A 15,946-nucleotide genomic window follows, 5' to 3' on the forward strand; every position below is an offset into this window, starting at 1 on the left:
GGCAGTCAGATGCCAACTCGACCGACCTACGTGACGTCTCGGCCGACGGGGGTGACTATTCGGCGAGGTCTTTCTCGGCTCGCTTGGCTGCCGCGCGGAGCTCGAAGAGCTCGGTGGCCATGCCGCCGATGGCACCGGCAACGTCACGTACGGCGCCGGTGATGATGACCGCGACCTGGCCGACGGTGGTCGCGGTGACCTCGACAGCGCTCTGGGCGACATCCTTGCGGATCTCGTTCTTGCTCAGCTCGGGCTCCATGACAACCCATTGTGGCTGGTCAGGCGTCATGCCGCGACCCCCTCCAGGGCAGGGGCGCTCTCCACACCCGCGGAAGCCGGCTTCTTGCGGTCGGGGAGGGCGTACTTGCAGATCTTCTTGAAGACGCCCCACAGCTGCTGGTGCAGCGGGCCGGTGTTGTAGGAGAGGCCGTAGCGCTCGCAGATCTCACGGACCTCTTCGGCGATCTCCGGGTAGCGGCGCGCGGGGAGGTCGGGGAAGAGGTGGTGCTCGATCTGGTGGGACAGGTTCCCCGACATGATGTGGAAGGTGCGGCCGCCGGTGATGTTCGCGGAGCCGAGGAGCTGGCGGTAGTACCAGTGACCCTGAGTCTCGTCCTCGCACTCCTCCTGCGAGAAGGAGGCGACGCCCGCCGGGAAGTGGCCACAGAAGATGATGTTGAACGTCCACACGTTGCGGATGATGTTGGCGGTGAAGTTCCCCGCGAAGGTGAGCGGCGCCAAGGGACCGGTGAGCAGCGGGAAGAGGACGTAGTCCTTGAGCGTCTGCTTCTTCACCTTGCGCCAGATCCGGGCGCCGACCTCCTTGTTCTCGGCCCAGGTCCGGCGACCGGCGACGAGCTCGTCGACCTCGAGGTCGTGCAGCGCCACGCCCCACTCGAAGAACGTCATCAGCAGGAACGCGTAGAGCGGGTTGCCGAGATAGTACGGGTGCCACTTCTGGTCCTCGTCCATCCGGAGGATGCCGTAGCCCACGTCGCGGTCCTTGCCCAGGATGTTCGTGAACGTGTGGTGCATGTAGTTGTGGCCGTACTTCCAGTTGTCGGCCGGCGCCATCGTGTCCCAGTCGAACATGCGCGAGTTGAGGTCGGGGTCGCCCATCCAGTCGTACTGGCCGTGCATGACGTTGTGCCCGATCTCCATGTTGTCGAGGATCTTGGAGATCGACAGACAGGCGACGGCCGGGACCCAGCCGATCACGGGCAGGTAGAAGAGCGCGCGGCCGGCGAGCTCGAAGGCGCGCTGCTTCTTGACGATGTCGTAGATGTACGCCGAGTCCTTCTCGCCCAGGTCGGCGACGATCCGCTGGCGGATGGCTTCCATCTCGGCGCCGAACGCCTCCAGCTCCGCGGGGCTCAGCCGGCGGTTACCGGTCTTCTCAACAGTGGTCATGGGGGTGTCTCCTTGAGGGAATCGTCAGAGGTCCACGGAGCAGTCGCCCTCGGGCGTGCTCACGCAGATCCGGATCTGTTCGTCGGGGAGCTCGGAGGTCTCGCCGGTCAGTACGTTGCGGACCCGTCCGGAGCTCTTGTTGGTCGTGCAGGAGAAGCAGATCCCCATCCGGCAGCCGGACTCGGGGGTCAGCCCCGCGGCCTCGGCCTGGTCGAGGATCGTGGCGCCGTCGTTGGCGACGGTCTTGCCGGTGCGCGCGAACTCCATCTCGCCGCCGGCCACGCCGGCGTTCTTGGGCGGTTTGAAGTACTCCACGCGGAGCGACTCGGTCCCGTCGTACGCCGCCTGAGCCGCCTCGATGAGCGACGCCGGCCCGCAGGCCCAGGCCGGCACCTCGCGGTAGCCCGGGACGAGCTTCTCCAGCAGCGCCGGGGAGAGGTAGGGCGCCCCGTCGTCGGTGTGGAGGATGTGCAGGTCGACGCCGTGGCCCTGGTGACGGATCTCCTCGAGCTCGTCGGCGAAGATCTGGCGGTCGGCGCTGGGCGCCCAGTGCAGGAAGGTGACCTTGCCCCGGTGCGTACGCCGCTGCAGGGAGCGCAGCATCGACATCACCGGGGTGATGCCGGAGCCCCCGGAGATGAGCAGGATGTGCTCGGGCACGCGGTCGGGAAGGACGAAGTCGCCCTCGGCCTGGGACAGGTGGACCAGGGTGCCGACGGTGGCCCGCTCGGTCAGGTACTTGGAGATGCTGTAGGGGGTCGCGTGCTCGTCGTCGTGGGCACGCACCGTGATGGTGAGCGGCTCACCCGGCTTCCCCTCGGTGTTGGAGACGGTGAAGACGCGGGTGGTGCGTCGCCCCTCCCCCGTGTCGATGCCGACACTGACGTGCTGGCCGGCACGGTGGCCGCGCCAGGTGGAGGTGGGCTGGAGCGTCACGGTCGCCACCCGGGGCGCGCCAGGCGCGCTCACCTCCGGGTGGATGTCGGTGATGCGGGCGCGCACCTCGTGCGCGGCCAGCATCGGGTTGATCTGGGTCAGGTAGCGGTCGATGCCGTGCGGTGAGGCGAGCGCCGCAACCGTGCGGGAGCGGAGGATCCGGCCGCCGAGGTCGAGTGCCATGTGTTTCGCCTTTCAGTGAACATCTGTACACCGACAACCATGGCGGGTCTTCGCGGCACGCGTCAAGACGCTACGGACGTGGTCCAGATCACGGTGTACAGGTGTGCACCTGACGGCCCACCGGCCGCTGCCCCTAGGATGGTCTGGTGATCGATACGGGTGCGGAGCCGGAGAGCCGTGCGGAGCGCAAGCTCCGGACCCGGCGAGCGATCCTGGACGCGACGCTGGAGCTGTGCACCGACAGCTCGCTGACGGCTCTATCGCTACGCCAGGTCGCCAAGCAGGTCGGCATCGTGCCGACCGCGTTCTACCGCCACTTCGACTCCATCGAGTCGCTCGGGCTGGCGCTGGTCGAGGAGTCCTTCGACTCGCTGCGCGACCTCTTCCGAGACGTACGCCGCAACGCCCGGGCCGACCAGGATGTCGTCGACGGCTCGATCGACGCCCTCGTCGACCACGTCCACCGGCGCCGCGACCACTTCGGGTTCATCGCCCGTGAGCGCGTCGCGGGCCCGCGTTCGGTACGCGAGGCCATCCGGCGCGAGATCGAGCTCTGCGAGCGCGAGCTCGCCACCGACCTGGCGCTGATGACCGGCACCGACACCTGGACGGCCAAGGACCTGCACGTGCTCTCGTCGCTGTTCGTGACCGTCCTGGTCGCGACCGCCGAGCAGATCCTCTCCACCGCCCGCCCCGAGCAGGAGGAGCAGATCGTCGCCACCGTGCGCGCCCAGCTGAGGATGCTGCTGATCGGCGTCTATCAGTGGCGCTCGGAGTCGTAGGACCGACTCAGCAGCCGCACACCGCAGGCTTGCGCCCGTGCTCGCACAGCTCGGCGAGCTCGGCATCGATATCGGCACCCGGCTCCCCAGCAGAGTCCTCAGCAGAGTCCTCAGCAGACTCCTCGTCGGACTCGCCGTACCCCTCGGCCCGAGCGGGCAGCAGGACGGCCATCACGACCACGATCAGAGCAAGCGCGGCGCTGACCATGAACGCGGCCTGCAGGCCGCTCACCTGGGCCGCGACGGCACCGACCTCGTCGATGACCTGGTCGCTGCGTACGGACATCACGGTGACCGCCAGGGCGGTGCCGAACGCGGCCGCGACCTGCTGGAGCGTGCCCAGGATCGAGGAGCCGTGGGAGTAGAGGTGCGATGGCAGCGACCCGAGACCCAGCGTGAAGACCGGGGTGAAGGCAGCGGCCAGGCTGACCATCAGGACCAGGTGGAGCACCAGCACGAGCAGATAAGGCGTGGTCAGCGAGATCTGGGAGAGTCCGGCGAGAGCGACCACGATGCCGACGGAGCCCGGGATGACGAGCACCCGGCCACCGTAGGTGTCGAAGATCCGCCCCACGGTCGGCCCGAGCAGACCCATGGCCAAGCCACCGGGCATGACCAGCAGACCGGTCATCAGCGGGGACAGGCCGCGCACGGTCTGCAGGTAGAGCGGCAGCAGGATCATCGAGCCCATCATCGCCAGGAACGCGATCGCCATCAGCACCAGCGCCTTGGTGAAGGTGGAGTGCAGGAACGCGCGCAGGTCCAGCAACGGCGTGCCGACCCGCTGCAGGTGGAGCTGACGGAACACGAACCCGACGATCAGCACCGCGCCGAAGGCGGCGATCACCACCGGACGCCCGACCTCACCCTCGGCGAAGCGGCTCAGCCCGTAGACCAGAGATCCGAACCCGAGTGCGGCGATCACCACGGACGCCCAGTCCACGGTCGACTCGGAGGTCTCACCCACATTCTCCAGCCGGCGCAGACCGGACCAGGCGACGCCGATTGCGATCGGCAGGACCAGCAGGAAGAGCAGTCGCCACGAACCGAAGCCCAGGATCAGCCCGGACACGGTCGGCCCGAGCGCCGGCGCGACCGAGATCGCCATGGTGACGTTGCCCATCACCCGGCCCCGGTCGTGCTCGTCGACCACCGTCATCAGCGTGGTCATCAGCAGCGGCATCATCACCGCGGTGCCGGCGGCCTGGATGACCCGGCCGGCGAGCAGGATCCCGAAGACCGGCGCGATCGCCGAGATCAGGGTGCCGGCGATGAAGACGGCCATGGCCGTCGCGTACGCCGTCCTGGTCGTCACCCTCTGCAGGAACCAGCCGGTCACCGGGATCACCGACGCCATGGTCAGCATGAACGCGGTCGAGACCCACTGGGCGGCATGCTCGGTGACCCCGAAGCTGTTCATCAGGTTCGGGATCGCGTTGAGCATGATCGTCTCGTTGAGGATCACCACGAAGGTGGCCAGCACGAGCAGAGTGATGACGGCAGGCGTACGCCGCTTCTCACCGTCCACGGGACGGTGCGATGTTGTGACGGCAGCAGTCATGACGAGTTCCTCGGGTCGTACGCAGGGGCCCGTTGCCGCCCGCTCTATACATAGATCGAACGGGCGGGGCCGATTTCGACATCACGTCACGAGAAACTTTTCGAGCCCCCGGCAGTGACACTCAATGGTCCCTTGTTGAACCGGGGAGAGTCGAACGATATTCCGTACGTCACACGGTCGGCGTCACAGGGTGCTGTGTCAAAGAGTGAAGGCGACCTTCCCGAAGAGATCACCGGCGTGCATCGCCTCGAAGCCGGCCTTGGCCTCGGTCAGCGGCATGGTGCGGTCGATCAGCGGGCGGGCGCCGGTGGCCTCGAGCAGCGAGACCAGGCTGGCCAGCTCGTTGCGGGTGCCCATCGTCGAGCCGATCACCTTCAGCTGCAGGAAGAAGATGTTGGTCAGCATCGCGTCGTCGAGGTTCGCCCCCGACGTGGTGCCGCTGATGATGATCGCCCCGCCCGGACGCAGCGAGCGCACCGAGTGCTTCCAGGTCGCGCGCCCGACGGTCTCGATCACCGCGTCGACCTTCACCGGCAGCCTCTCCCCCGACGGCAGAGCCTCGTGGGCACCGAGCTCGAGGGCACGCTTCTGCTTCGCCTCGTCACGCGAGGTCGCGTAGACCTTCAGACCGGCCGCCCGCGCGAGCGTGATCGCCGCGGTCGCCACTCCCCCGCCGGCGCCCTGCACCAGCACCGAGTCGCCGGCCTTGAGCCCGCCCTGGGTGAACAGCATCCGGTAGGCCGTCAGCCATGCGGTCGGCAGGCAGGCGGCCTCCTCGAACGACATCCCGGCGGGCTTCGGCACAACGTTGCGCCGCGGCACGATCACCTTCTCGGCGAAGGTGCCCTGGTGTCGCTCGGAGAGCAGCGACCGCTTCGGGTCGAGGGTCTCGTCGCCGGTCCAGTCGGGCGAGGAGATCACCGAGTGCACCACGACCTCGTTGCCGTCCTCGTCGAAGCCGGCCGCGTCGCAGCCCAGGATCATCGGCAGCGCCTCGGCCTTCAGCCCGACCCCCTGCAGCGACCACAGGTCGTGGTGATTGAGCGAGGCCGCCTTGACGGTGACCGTCGTCCACCCGTCCGGAGCGACAGGGTCGGGCCGCTCCCCCAGCACGAGGCCGGAGATCGGATCGTCGGATGAGAACTTCTCGGCGTACGCAGCGAACATGCACCCGACACTACCGACCTGGACGGTTCCTCGATCAAGGTGTGCAGATCGCGGGACACATCCCCAGCTGAGCTCCGCCGGGGATGTGTGCCTTCGCCTGCATCCCTTCCTGAAGGAACGCTCAGGCGCGAGCGACCCCGTCGATCCGAGCGGCCTCGGCGACCGCGGCGGAGACGGCGGGGCCGACGCGGGGGTCGAACGGCTCGGGGATGATCTTGTCCGCGGACATCTCGTCAGTGACCAGGGCGGCCAGCGCCTGCGCGGCGGCGAGCTTCATCCCCTCGGTGATCGAGGAGGCGTGCACGTCGATCGCACCCCGGAAGATGCCGGGGAAGGCGAGGACGTTGTTGATCTGGTTGGGGAAGTCCGAGCGCCCGGTGGCGACGATGCTGGCGTACTTGTGCGCCACGTCGGGGTGGATCTCGGGGTTCGGGTTGGCCATCGCGAAGACGATGGCCTGCGGGGCCATGGTCGCGACGAGCTCCTCGGGGACGGTGCCGCCGGAGACGCCGACGTAGACGTCGGCGCCGGCCAGAGCGTCGGCCAGCGAGCCCGAGCGGCCGGTGACGTCAGCGGTCACCTCGGCGATCGCCTTCTTCGACTCGGTCAGGTCCGAGCGGGTGGAGGAGATGACGCCCTTGCGGTCGAGCAGGGCGAGGTCCTTGATCCCGAACTCGAGCAGGATCTTGGCGACCGCGACGCCGGCGGCGCCGGCCCCCGAGATGACCACGCGGGTCGACTCCGGGTTGCGGCCGGTCAGCTTCAGCGCGTTCATCAGTGCGGCCAGCGTGACCACGGCGGTGCCGTGCTGGTCGTCGTGGAAGACGGGGATGTCGAGCGCCTCCTTGAGGCGGTCCTCGATCTCGAAGCAGCGCGGCGCGGAGATGTCCTCGAGGTTGATCCCGCCGAAGCTCGGCGCCATCCGGATGACGGTCTCGACGATCTCGTCCACGTCGGTGGTGTCCAGACAGATCGGGATGGAGTCGACGCCGCCGAACTCCTTGAACAGGACAGCCTTGCCCTCCATCACCGGCATCGCGGCGGCCGGGCCGATGTCACCGAGACCGAGCACAGCGGTGCCGTCGGTCACGACCGCGACGGTGTTGGGCACCCAGGTGTAGGTCTGGGCCAGCTCCGGGTTCTCGGCGATCGCGGTGCAGACCCGGGCGACACCGGGGGTGTAGGCCATCGACAGCGACGCCTTGTCGGAGACCGATGCGGTCGCCGAGATCGCCATCTTGCCGCCTCGGTGAAGCTCGAACACCGGGTCGCCGTCATAGGCGGTGGTCTCGGTGGACAGGGTGGACTCGGTCATTGGGGGCCTCCAGAAAACTACGGACTCGGACGTCGGGCGGTCGAACGCGAGCCGAGGGGTGGAGCCGCGCAAGGCGCCATCTACAGGGATGTGATGCCCGGATGGCAGTTTCCCACAGGCTACCGGAGGAAGCCGTTGATGTTTCCTACAAGGTGACGAAGCCCTCATCTGAAGCCCTCGTCCAGAGATTCACCCCAGGATGCGTGGGCGTGGCCAGAGTCGGGCCACGACGACGCCGATCACGTCGGCGTCCGCGACAGGCCCCCGGTGACGGGAGTCGATCACCCCCGGAGCAGCCGGGTTGTCCGAGAGCAACCACCACCCGGCGCGCTCGGAGACGGTCGTACGCCGCTCCACCGCCCGCTTCACCACGACCGCCCCGTCGGCGAGCCGAGCGACGACCACGCACCCAGGCTCCGGCGTACGTCCGTAGGAGACCCACAACCTGTCTCCCGCCCGCAGCGTCGGCTCCATCGAGACCCCTACGACCTTCGCCATCCCCCAGCTGTGTCGGGGTGCCCTGGCCGCGATGTCTTCCATGCGGAGTAGTGTCGCAATCCGTAGGACACATGAACACTCTTTGAGAGGACCCGCATGTTCGCGCGACTTTTCGCTCCCACCATCGAGGTCTCGGCCCACTGCGACCTGCCCTGCGGCGTCTACGACCCCGCCCAGGCCCGCATCGAGGCCGAGTCCGTCAAGGCCGTCATCGCCAAGGCCCTGGACAGCGACGACCCCGACTTCCGCACCCGCGCGGTGCTCATCAAGGAGCAGCGCTCCGAGCTGGTCAAGCACCACCTCTGGGTGCTGTGGACCGACTACTTCAAGCCCCCGCACTTCGAGGCCTACCCCCAGCTCCACACCCTCGTCAACGAGGCCACCAAGCTGGCCGGCGCCTCCGGCACCAAGGGCACCCTCGACCTCGAGGTCGCCGACAAGCTCCTCGCCAAGATCGACGAGATCGCCGAGATCTTCTGGGCGACCAAGAAGGCCTGAGGAACGCAGGCCGACTTGCGAGAAGCCAGATCTCACGGCGTCAGCCGGGATCTGAAGACAAGAAGGCCTGAGCCTCTCTCGATTCAGCTCGTACGCCACAGCCGCTCCGTTCCCGGAGCGGCTGTGGTGCGTTAACGGCACAACGAGACCGGTCTCGTTGCATAATCGTCGGGACTCCCACAGAAGGACTGACAAACCCAGATGCCCCAGGTCGAGCTGCGCCTTCCCGCAGAAGGCGCTTACGTCTCCGTGCTGCGTACGACCACCGCCGCGCTCGCCGCGCGCCTCGACTTCACGCTCGAGGACATCGAGGACCTGCGGATGGCGGTCAGCGAGGCGGCGGCGATCTGCCTGGAGTGCGCCACGGAGACCGCTGACCTGGACGTCGTCTTCGACCTGGGCGAGGACACGATCGGAGTCACCGTGACCACGACCTGCGACGCCGAGGCGGAGATCGACGAGGAGAGCTTCGCCTGGCAGGTGCTCACCACGCTGGCCAGGGAGGTCACCGCCACCCCCGACGGTGATCAGCTCAGGATCTCCCTGGTCGCGGGAGCGACCCCGCTTGGAGCCGCGCGCTGACATGGCGCCGGAGACGATTCGGTCGTCGAGGTCCAGGAGCACCAGCGAGGTGGATGACGCCCGCGCACGCTCCCGTGAGCTCTTCAGGGCCCTCGCCGGGCCGGACCTGCCCGACGCGGAACGGACCGCCGCTCGCGACGAGCTGGTCCACCTCAACATGGCGTTGGTCGAGTACTGCGCCTCCCAGTTCTACGGCCGCGGCGAGCCGCACGAGGACCTCGTCCAGGTCGGCGTCGTGGGCCTCCTCAACGCCGTGGACCGCTACGACCTCTCCCGTGACGTGGAGTTCTCGACGTACGCCGTGCCCACGATCCTCGGCGAGATCAAGCGCTACTTCCGCGACAGCCGGTGGGCCGTCAGCGTGCCGCGCCGCCTTCGGGACCTGCAGCAGAACCTCCGCGACGCCACCGCCGAGCTCTCCCAGGAGCTCGGCCGCTCCCCCACGGCCCGCGACCTCGCGACCCGGCTCGGGGTCAGCCTCGAGACCGTCGTCGAGGGTCTGGAGTCCAGCAACGCGTACGCAGCGCTGTCCCTCGACTCCGAGAGCGACGAGACCGCGCCGATGCTCGACTCGCTGACCGCCCACGACCTGCGCCTGGACGACGTCGAGGTGCGGGAGTCGATCAAGCCGGTGCTCGACAGCCTCTCCGCCCACGAGAAGCAGGTGCTGATGCTGAAGTTCTTCCGCAACAAGACCCAGACCGAGATCGCCGCCGAGCTCGGGGTCTCCCAGATGCAGGTCTCCCGGCTGCTCAACCGCTCGCTCGCCCAGCTCCGCAAGGCGCTGGAGGAGGACTAGTTCCTAGCCGCGCTCCTCGAGCGCGGCGATGCTCGCCGGCGCGAAGATGCCGACGAGGGCGACGACCGCGACCAGCGCCAGGCCACCTGCGATCGCGAGGTCGTCGCGCAGGTTCCAGGCCAGACCGAGCACGATCAGCTGGACGAGCACCAGCGGTGCACGCGCCCACGACTCCAGTCGCCAGAACATGGCGGCGCACCAGCCGATGCCGGCGGCGCAGAGCAGGAAGAACACGCCGCCCGCGATCGCGGTCGTGAGCGAGGCGGCGTCGGGGATGCGTACGAACTCCAGCGCTCCCCACACCAGCATCGCCGCGGTCTCGACGCCTGCGGCGATCACGGTCAGCAGGAGGGTCCAGGGGCGATGCGGCGCGGTCACCTCAGCAGCCTAGAACCCTCGCCAAGCGTGAGAAAATCCGCAGTAGCATACACCACGTGATTTGCGGGTAACTCACCGCGTTACCGAATTGTCTAGCCCCAGGAAGACTGAGTGTTACGGTCCGGTGACGAACCAGACACTGGTTAGGGGTTGTTTCGGCGTCCATTTCTTGGAACTCTAGAGACCAGCACGCACGTGAAGACATTCACACATCCCCGCCACGTGCCGACTCGCAGGGTCTCGAACCACCAGGGCCTTGCCCATCCTACGTCAGAAAGAGGGTCTACCCAGCCATGGATTGGCGCCACCGTTCGGCTTGTCTCGATGAAGACCCGGAACTGTTCTTCCCCATCGGAAACACCGGTCCGGCCATCCTCCAGATCGAGGAAGCCAAGCAGGTCTGCCGGCGTTGCGACGTCCGGGAGCAGTGTCTTCAGTGGGCTCTTGAGGCCGGTCAGGACCACGGCGTGTGGGGTGGACTGAGCGAGGACGAGCGTCGTGCGCTGAAGCGCCGCAACGCCCGCTCCCGTGTCCGCACCGCCGTCTGACCAAGCCCTAGAGGCCATCAACCCCTAGCGTTCCACCTAGAGCTCCAACGGCAGCTCGACCGCAGCTCTCGCCCCATGGCCGTCAGGCCGGGGCCCCAACGAGAGCCGGCCCCCGAGCTCGCCTTCGACGAGAGTCTTCACGATCGACAACCCCAAGTTTGTCGATGTGTCGAGACTGAACCCGTCGGGTAGTCCATGACCGTCATCCTCGATGGTCACCTGGAGATGCCCGGCGGGTTGCTGTCGTACGGACATCACGATCTTGCCGGTCTCGGGATCGCCAGGACCGTTGCCGCGGTAGCCGTGCTCGACTGCGTTCTGCAGCAGCTCGGTGACGACCATCGCCATCGGCGTGGCCACCTCCGAGGGCAGCGACCCGAACGATCCCTCCCGGCGCACCCGCACCGCGACGCCGACCGAGCTGACCTCTCCGACCATGGAGGCTAGCCGGTCGGCGATCTCGTCGAACTCGACGGTCTCCTCGACGGCCTGCTGCGAGAGGATCTCGTGGACCAGTGCAATGGATCCGACACGCCGTACGGCCTCGTTCAGCGCGTCCTGTGCGACACCGGAGTCGACCCGGCGCGACTGCATCCGGAGCAGCGCGGCCACGGTTTGTAGGTTGTTCTTCACTCGATGGTGGATCTCGCGGATCGTCGCGTCCTTGGTGACGAGCTCACGATCACGCCGACGCAGGTCGGTGACGTCGCGCAGCAGCACCAGCGCCCCGATCGCCTCACCCCGCGGCCGCAGCGGGATCGAACGCATGATGATCGCCATCACCCCGGTGTCGATCTCGGTGTCGCGGTGCGCCCGACCGCCGAGGACAGCGCTCAGCGTCTCCTCGTCGGGGCGCTTGCGCGGCGGCACCAGGGCGCGGGTCATCCCTGCCAGGGACTGGCCGGCGAGGTCGCCGGAGAGCCCCAGCCGGCGGAAGACGGAGAGCGCGTTGGGGCTGGCGTAGTCGACGACGCCGTCGGCATCCACCCGCACGAACCCGTCCCCGACCCGAGGGGTGTCGGTGTGGTCGCTGCGCTGGCCCACCGCGGGGAAGTAGCCGTTGGCGACCATCTGGGTCAGGTCGGCGGCGGTCTGCAGGTAGGACAGCTCGAGCTTCGAGGGCGTGCGTACGCCGAGCAGGTTGGTGTTGCGGCTCAGCACCGCGATGATGCGGCCGGCCCGGCGTACGGGAATGGTCTCGACCCGCACCGGGAGATCGTCGCGCCACTCCGGGTCACCCTCGCGGACGAGCCTGCCGGCGTCGACGGCGTCGTCGAGGGTGGCGTGGCGCCCCTTCGGCACGAACATGCCGACGATGTCGTCCACGTAGGCCGTGGGGCCGGTCGTGGGACGCATCTGGCCGGCCGCCCAGAAGCCGTTCCCGGACTTGTCCGGCAGCCACAGCACCAGGTCTGCGAAGGACAGGTCGGCCAGGATCTGCCAGTCGGCCATGAGCAGCTGAAGCCACTCGACATCATCGCTGTCGAGTTCGGTGTGGCTCTGCGCGAGCTCACTCAGGGTGGGCACGCGGACAGCGTAGATGTAGACCAAGGTATGCGCATTGCGCGGGTCGGTGGTCGGCGCGTGGCCGGGTTTGGCAGGATGTTCCCCATGTCGGAGGCGTACTGGCGGGAGGTTCATTCAACCGGCCTCGCCGTACCCACCGACCGGCCGCTGGGTGACCTCACCATCGAGCTCACCCGGATGCTCGGCGACCCGGATCCTGACGTACGCAGCGGGCTGGCCGTGCCGGCCCTGTCGACGTGGATCCAGCGCGGCGTCTACGACGACCTGCTGGGGGGCCTGGGTGACGGCATGGCGGCCGGGCTCGTGGTCGGTCTCGGCGACTCCGGCAACAACGGCGTCTTCCGCCGGGCCTCCTCGGTCGAGGCCCTGGCCCAGTGCATCGCCCGCGACAACGCCCGCTCGCTGGTGCGCGCGGAGAAGGTGCTGGAGTGGGGCGACCGGATCGCCACCTGGCTGCTGCGCGAGCGTGACCTGCGCGCCTTCGTTCCCGAGCGTGGCTGGGCGCACGCGGTCGCCCGCGGCGCCGACGCGCTCGGCACCCTGGCCGCCTCCGAGCACCTCGGCAAGCCCGAGCTGACGGTGATCCTCGACGTGGTCGCCGACCGGGTGCTCGCCCGAGGCGACACCATCTACGCTCACGGCGAGCCCGACCGGCTGGCGGCGGCGACGATGTCCGTGCTGCGCCGCAACCTGGTCCCGCTCAACATCATGGAGCCGTGGATCAACCGGATCGTCACCGTCGCCACCGCCACCCCGGAGACGCCCGACCGCGACCCGTTCCTGCTCACCGGCAACGCCGAGGCCTTCCTGCGGGCCCTCTACATCCAGCTCGCGCTCAGCAACGACATCCCGCAGATCCGCGGCGACCTGCTGCTGGTCGTCGTCGCGGCTCTGAAGAAGTCGAACGCCACCTACCTGTCCTGACGGCCGGTCGAGATTCGCCCTCCCGCACTTGGGTTTGAGAGACTGTGCCGAGGCCCCTCGGGGTCTACGTACCCCAATGGAGGAGATCATCATGGGCAAGACTGGCCGCAAGCGCCGCGCGCGCCGCAAGAAGGGCGCGAACCACGGCAAGCGCCCCAACGCCTGACCGCTGTCCCTCTTCTAGGGTCAGAGCTGTCAAGACGTAAGAGCCCCAGCCAATCGGCTGGGGCTCTCGTCGTGTCTGTGGCGGGTTCAGGACCTGGTGCGGAGCTCCTGGATCTGAACCATGATCTTCGCGCGCAGCTCGCCCGGGGCGATCTCGGTGCACGAGCGTGCCACGACCGCCTTGACGATGCGCTGCTGGTCGTACGTCTCCAGGCAGGGGTTGCAGCTCTGCAGGTGGAGCTTGACCTGGTCGGCATCGGCCGCGGTGAGCTCGTTGTCGATCAGGAAGACGATCTGCTCGAGGAAGTCCGCGCAGTCCGTCGGTGATGCGTCATGTTCGTGGGCACTCATGACGCACCTCCACGAGCGCCGGTCAGGCGCTGTCCTGAGCTTGTCGAAGAGTCGCTTGTTCGGACGTAGTCCGAGAGAAGATCGCGCAGCTGGCGGCGGCCGCGGTGAAGCCGCGACATCACGGTGCCGATCGGGGTTTCCATGATCTCGGCGATCTCCTTGTAGGCGAATCCCTCGACGTCGGCGAGGTAGACAGCGAGCCGGAACTCCTCCGGGAGGCGCTGCAGCGCGTCCTTCACCTGAGAGTCGGGCAGGTGCTCGAGCGCCTCCATCTCCGCGGACTTCAGCCCGGTCGAGCTGTGCGACTCGGCCCGCGCCAGCTGCCAGTCCTCGACGTCCTCGGACATCGACTGCTGCGGCTGGCGCTGCTTCTTGCGGTAGGTGTTGATGAAGGTGTTCGTGAGGATGCGGTAGAGCCAGGCCTTCAGGTTGGTGCCGGGCTTGAACTGGTGGAAGGAGGAGTAGGCCTTGGCGAACGTCTCCTGCACCAGATCCTCCGCATCGGACGGGTTGCGGGTCATCCGCATCGCCGCAGAGTAGAGCTGGTCGAGGAAGGGCAGCGCGTCCCGCTCGAAGCGCAGCGCGCGCTCCTCAGGGGTCTCGGTGGCCAGGTCTACGACCTCATCCGTCTCAATGTTGTCGCTCATCACGTCCCAGGGTACGCGCGCGACCATCGGGGCGCTCATCGGCGACATGTTCGCCGCCGGGCGTTCGAGCAGAATGGTCATGTTGCGTGAACGCCACGACGGCCGCCAAACATTCCCTGCTGTCCGAGGACCCGGCCGACCGCCGCGTCAGGACGTCTGCAGGACGAACATGCTCCACGAGGCCGGTGGCAGCTCGGCCTCGAGCGCGCCCCCCACGACCTTCGCCGAGTCGTACGCCTTCGGCACCACCCGGTCGGGATCCTCCATGCTGTTCACCGCGAACAGGTCCTCGCCACCCAGGACCGACGCCTCGACCAGCTCCACGCCGCCGAAGTGGCGCAGATCGGTGGAGAACGCCATGGCCTCCGACGGGTGCCGGTTGACGACGAACACCGCCACCCGGCTGTTCTCCGGGTCGTGGGTCGCCACGGCGTCGAGGACGGAGACGTCACCGTGCTTCGCCGTCGCCATCGTCGGCGCGACCACCCGCGGCTCGAGCACCTCGCCCTGCGCGAACCGGGCAGTCAGCGAGAACGGGTGGAAGATCGACTGCCGCCACGCCGGCCCGCCGGGCTCGCACCTGATCGAGCCGATGGTGTTGACCAGCTGGGCCTGACAGGCGGCGGTCACCCGGTCGCTGTGCTTGAGCAGCGTGATGAGCAGAGAGCCGACGACGACGGCGTCGAGCACCGTGTAGGCGTCCTCGCTGAGCCGAGGGGCGGAGGTCCATTCCTCCGGCATGCCCTCCTGCTGGAACTTCTTCAGGTACCAGACGTTCCACTCGTCGAAGGAGATGTTGATCCGCTTCGACGAGGAGAGCTTCGCCCCGATGTGGTCGGTGGTCGCGACGACCTCCCGGATGAAGAGGTCCATGTCGACCGACGAGGCGAGGAAGCTGGCGACGTCGTCACCCTCGAGCTCGTAGTAGGCGTGCGCCGAGACGAAGTCGACGACGTCGTAGGTGTGCTCGAGCACCGTCGCCTCCCACGCGCCGAAGGTCGGCATCGACCGGCCCGAGCTGCCGCAGGCGACCAGCTCGAGGTCGGCGTCGTGCTGACGCATACCGCTGGCCACCTCCTTGGCCAGGCGGCCGTACTCCTCGGCCGTCTTGTGGCCCAGCTGCCAGGGGCCGTCCATCTCGTTGCCGAGACACCACATCCGGATGCCGTACGGCTCGATGGCGCCGTGCGCGATACGACGCCCGGACAGCTCGGTTCCGCTGGGGTGGTTGGCGTACTCGAGCAGCTCGAGTGCCTCCGGCAGGCCGCGAGTCCCCAGGTTGACGGCCATGATGGGCTCGATAGCGGCCTTCCTGGCCCAGGTCATGAACTCGTCGAGACCGAACGCGTTGGTCTCGATGGTCCGCCACGCAGGATCCAGGCGGGTCGGCCGCTGGTCGCGCGGTCCCACTCCGTCCTCCCACTTGTAGCCGGAGACGAAGTTGCCCCCGGGGTAGCGAACAGCGGACACCCCGAGCTCGCGTACGAGATCCAGTACGTCCCCTCGCAGGCCGTCGCCGTCCGCCGTCGGATGCCCCGGCTCGAAGATGCCGCCGTAGACACATCGCCCCATGTGCTCTACGAACGACCCGAAGATCCTCCTGTTGACGGGGGCGACGGTGAACGCCGGATCGATCGTCAGCTTGCCGTTCTCCATGGGTTCCTCTCTCTGGTCC

19 protein-coding genes are annotated in these 15,946 nt (G+C 67.9%); 7 read left to right on the top strand and 12 right to left on the bottom strand.

Features of this window, described 5'->3' with window-relative positions; all coding sequences use genetic code 11:
- Nucleotides 1-55: 55 nt before the first annotated feature.
- From ACFWQC_RS16155 to ACFWQC_RS16165, 3 genes are read right to left on the bottom strand one after another with little or no spacing between them, the layout of a single operon-like run.
- Nucleotides 56-259, bottom strand: coding sequence for a hypothetical protein (locus ACFWQC_RS16155; protein ID WP_357338703.1), 204 nt, complete (start codon nt 257-259; stop codon nt 56-58).
- A 26-nt stretch (nt 260-285) separates the two neighbouring features.
- Nucleotides 286-1,410, bottom strand: a complete 1,125-nt coding sequence (locus tag ACFWQC_RS16160; protein ID WP_378679773.1) for a fatty acid desaturase family protein — start codon at nt 1,408-1,410, stop codon at nt 286-288.
- A gap of 24 nt (nt 1,411-1,434) precedes the next feature.
- Entirely contained in the window at nt 1,435-2,529 is a 1,095-nt protein-coding gene (locus tag ACFWQC_RS16165) for a flavin reductase family protein (RefSeq protein ID WP_378679775.1), read from the bottom strand.
- A gap of 146 nt (nt 2,530-2,675) precedes the next feature.
- Here ACFWQC_RS16165 and ACFWQC_RS16170 point away from each other — a divergent pair, with 146 nt between their 5' ends.
- Nucleotides 2,676-3,311 carry a TetR family transcriptional regulator gene (locus ACFWQC_RS16170; RefSeq protein WP_378679778.1) on the top strand — a complete coding sequence of 212 codons (636 nt, stop codon included), beginning with the start codon at nt 2,676-2,678 and terminating at the stop codon, nt 3,309-3,311.
- Between the two features lie 7 nt (nt 3,312-3,318).
- Here ACFWQC_RS16170 and ACFWQC_RS16175 read toward each other — a convergent pair whose 3' ends face one another.
- The 4 genes from ACFWQC_RS16175 to ACFWQC_RS16190 all read right to left on the bottom strand — a co-directional run bounded on the left by ACFWQC_RS16175 (nt 3,319) and on the right by ACFWQC_RS16190 (nt 7,894).
- Nucleotides 3,319-4,872 carry an MDR family MFS transporter gene (locus tag ACFWQC_RS16175; protein ID WP_378679781.1) on the bottom strand — a complete coding sequence of 518 codons (1,554 nt, stop codon included), beginning with the start codon at nt 4,870-4,872 and terminating at the stop codon, nt 3,319-3,321.
- A gap of 198 nt (nt 4,873-5,070) precedes the next feature.
- Complete coding sequence (locus tag ACFWQC_RS16180; RefSeq protein WP_378679784.1) at nt 5,071-6,039, bottom strand: zinc-binding dehydrogenase; 969 nt, start codon at nt 6,037-6,039, stop codon at nt 5,071-5,073.
- 121 nt (nt 6,040-6,160) lie between these two features.
- A complete protein-coding gene (locus ACFWQC_RS16185; RefSeq protein ID WP_378679788.1) occupies nt 6,161-7,354 on the bottom strand; it encodes an NADP-dependent malic enzyme in 1,194 nt (397 codons plus the stop codon).
- Between the two features lie 189 nt (nt 7,355-7,543).
- Complete coding sequence (locus ACFWQC_RS16190; protein WP_378679791.1) at nt 7,544-7,894, bottom strand: S24 family peptidase; 351 nt, start codon at nt 7,892-7,894, stop codon at nt 7,544-7,546.
- 54 nt (nt 7,895-7,948) lie between these two features.
- Here ACFWQC_RS16190 and sodN point away from each other — a divergent pair, with 54 nt between their 5' ends.
- From sodN to ACFWQC_RS16205, 3 genes are all read left to right on the top strand, one after another.
- A complete protein-coding gene (sodN, locus tag ACFWQC_RS16195) occupies nt 7,949-8,350 on the top strand; it encodes a superoxide dismutase, Ni (RefSeq protein WP_350659643.1) in 402 nt (133 codons plus the stop codon).
- A gap of 201 nt (nt 8,351-8,551) precedes the next feature.
- Nucleotides 8,552-8,932: an anti-sigma factor gene (locus ACFWQC_RS16200; protein ID WP_378679794.1), complete on the top strand. Its 381-nt coding sequence runs from the start codon at nt 8,552-8,554 to the stop codon at nt 8,930-8,932.
- A 49-nt stretch (nt 8,933-8,981) separates the two neighbouring features.
- Entirely contained in the window at nt 8,982-9,731 is a 750-nt protein-coding gene (locus ACFWQC_RS16205; RefSeq protein WP_350844350.1) for a SigB/SigF/SigG family RNA polymerase sigma factor, read from the top strand.
- Nucleotides 9,732-9,734: 3 nt separating this feature from the next.
- On the opposite strand, the gene ACFWQC_RS16210 is transcribed toward ACFWQC_RS16205, so the two are convergent.
- Nucleotides 9,735-10,109 (bottom strand): hypothetical protein, encoded by a 375-nt coding sequence (locus ACFWQC_RS16210; protein ID WP_378679797.1) that lies wholly within the window; start codon nt 10,107-10,109, stop codon nt 9,735-9,737.
- 293 nt (nt 10,110-10,402) lie between these two features.
- Between ACFWQC_RS16210 and ACFWQC_RS16215 the strand changes: the two genes are divergently transcribed.
- Nucleotides 10,403-10,657: a WhiB family transcriptional regulator gene (locus ACFWQC_RS16215; protein ID WP_008362075.1), complete on the top strand. Its 255-nt coding sequence runs from the start codon at nt 10,403-10,405 to the stop codon at nt 10,655-10,657.
- Nucleotides 10,658-10,693: 36 nt separating this feature from the next.
- Here ACFWQC_RS16215 and ACFWQC_RS16220 read toward each other — a convergent pair whose 3' ends face one another.
- Nucleotides 10,694-12,184: a histidine kinase N-terminal domain-containing protein gene (locus ACFWQC_RS16220; protein ID WP_355019183.1), complete on the bottom strand. Its 1,491-nt coding sequence runs from the start codon at nt 12,182-12,184 to the stop codon at nt 10,694-10,696.
- A gap of 84 nt (nt 12,185-12,268) precedes the next feature.
- Here ACFWQC_RS16220 and ACFWQC_RS16225 point away from each other — a divergent pair, with 84 nt between their 5' ends.
- Together ACFWQC_RS16225 and ACFWQC_RS16230 are read left to right on the top strand one after the other, a co-directional pair.
- Complete coding sequence (locus ACFWQC_RS16225; protein WP_378679802.1) at nt 12,269-13,108, top strand: DUF2785 domain-containing protein; 840 nt, start codon at nt 12,269-12,271, stop codon at nt 13,106-13,108.
- A gap of 91 nt (nt 13,109-13,199) precedes the next feature.
- Entirely contained in the window at nt 13,200-13,274 is a 75-nt protein-coding gene (locus ACFWQC_RS16230) for a 50S ribosomal protein bL37 (RefSeq protein ID WP_369797015.1), read from the top strand.
- Between the two features lie 86 nt (nt 13,275-13,360).
- On the opposite strand, the gene rsrA is transcribed toward ACFWQC_RS16230, so the two are convergent.
- From rsrA to ACFWQC_RS16245, 3 genes are all read right to left on the bottom strand, one after another.
- Entirely contained in the window at nt 13,361-13,624 is a 264-nt protein-coding gene (rsrA, locus tag ACFWQC_RS16235; RefSeq protein ID WP_378679805.1) for a mycothiol system anti-sigma-R factor, read from the bottom strand.
- On the bottom strand, nt 13,621-14,298 hold the full coding sequence (locus ACFWQC_RS16240) for a sigma-70 family RNA polymerase sigma factor (RefSeq protein WP_378680042.1): 678 nt from the start codon (nt 14,296-14,298) through the stop codon (nt 13,621-13,623). Before ACFWQC_RS16240 ends, rsrA begins: the two co-directional genes overlap by 4 nt.
- Nucleotides 14,299-14,418: 120 nt before the next feature.
- Nucleotides 14,419-15,927 (bottom strand): alpha-N-arabinofuranosidase, encoded by a 1,509-nt coding sequence (locus ACFWQC_RS16245; protein ID WP_378679808.1) that lies wholly within the window; start codon nt 15,925-15,927, stop codon nt 14,419-14,421.
- Nucleotides 15,928-15,946: the final 19 nt, after the last annotated feature.

It is taken from the genome of Nocardioides sp. NPDC058538 (genome assembly GCF_042719275.1).
Lineage (GTDB): Bacteria > Actinomycetota > Actinomycetes > Propionibacteriales > Nocardioidaceae > Nocardioides.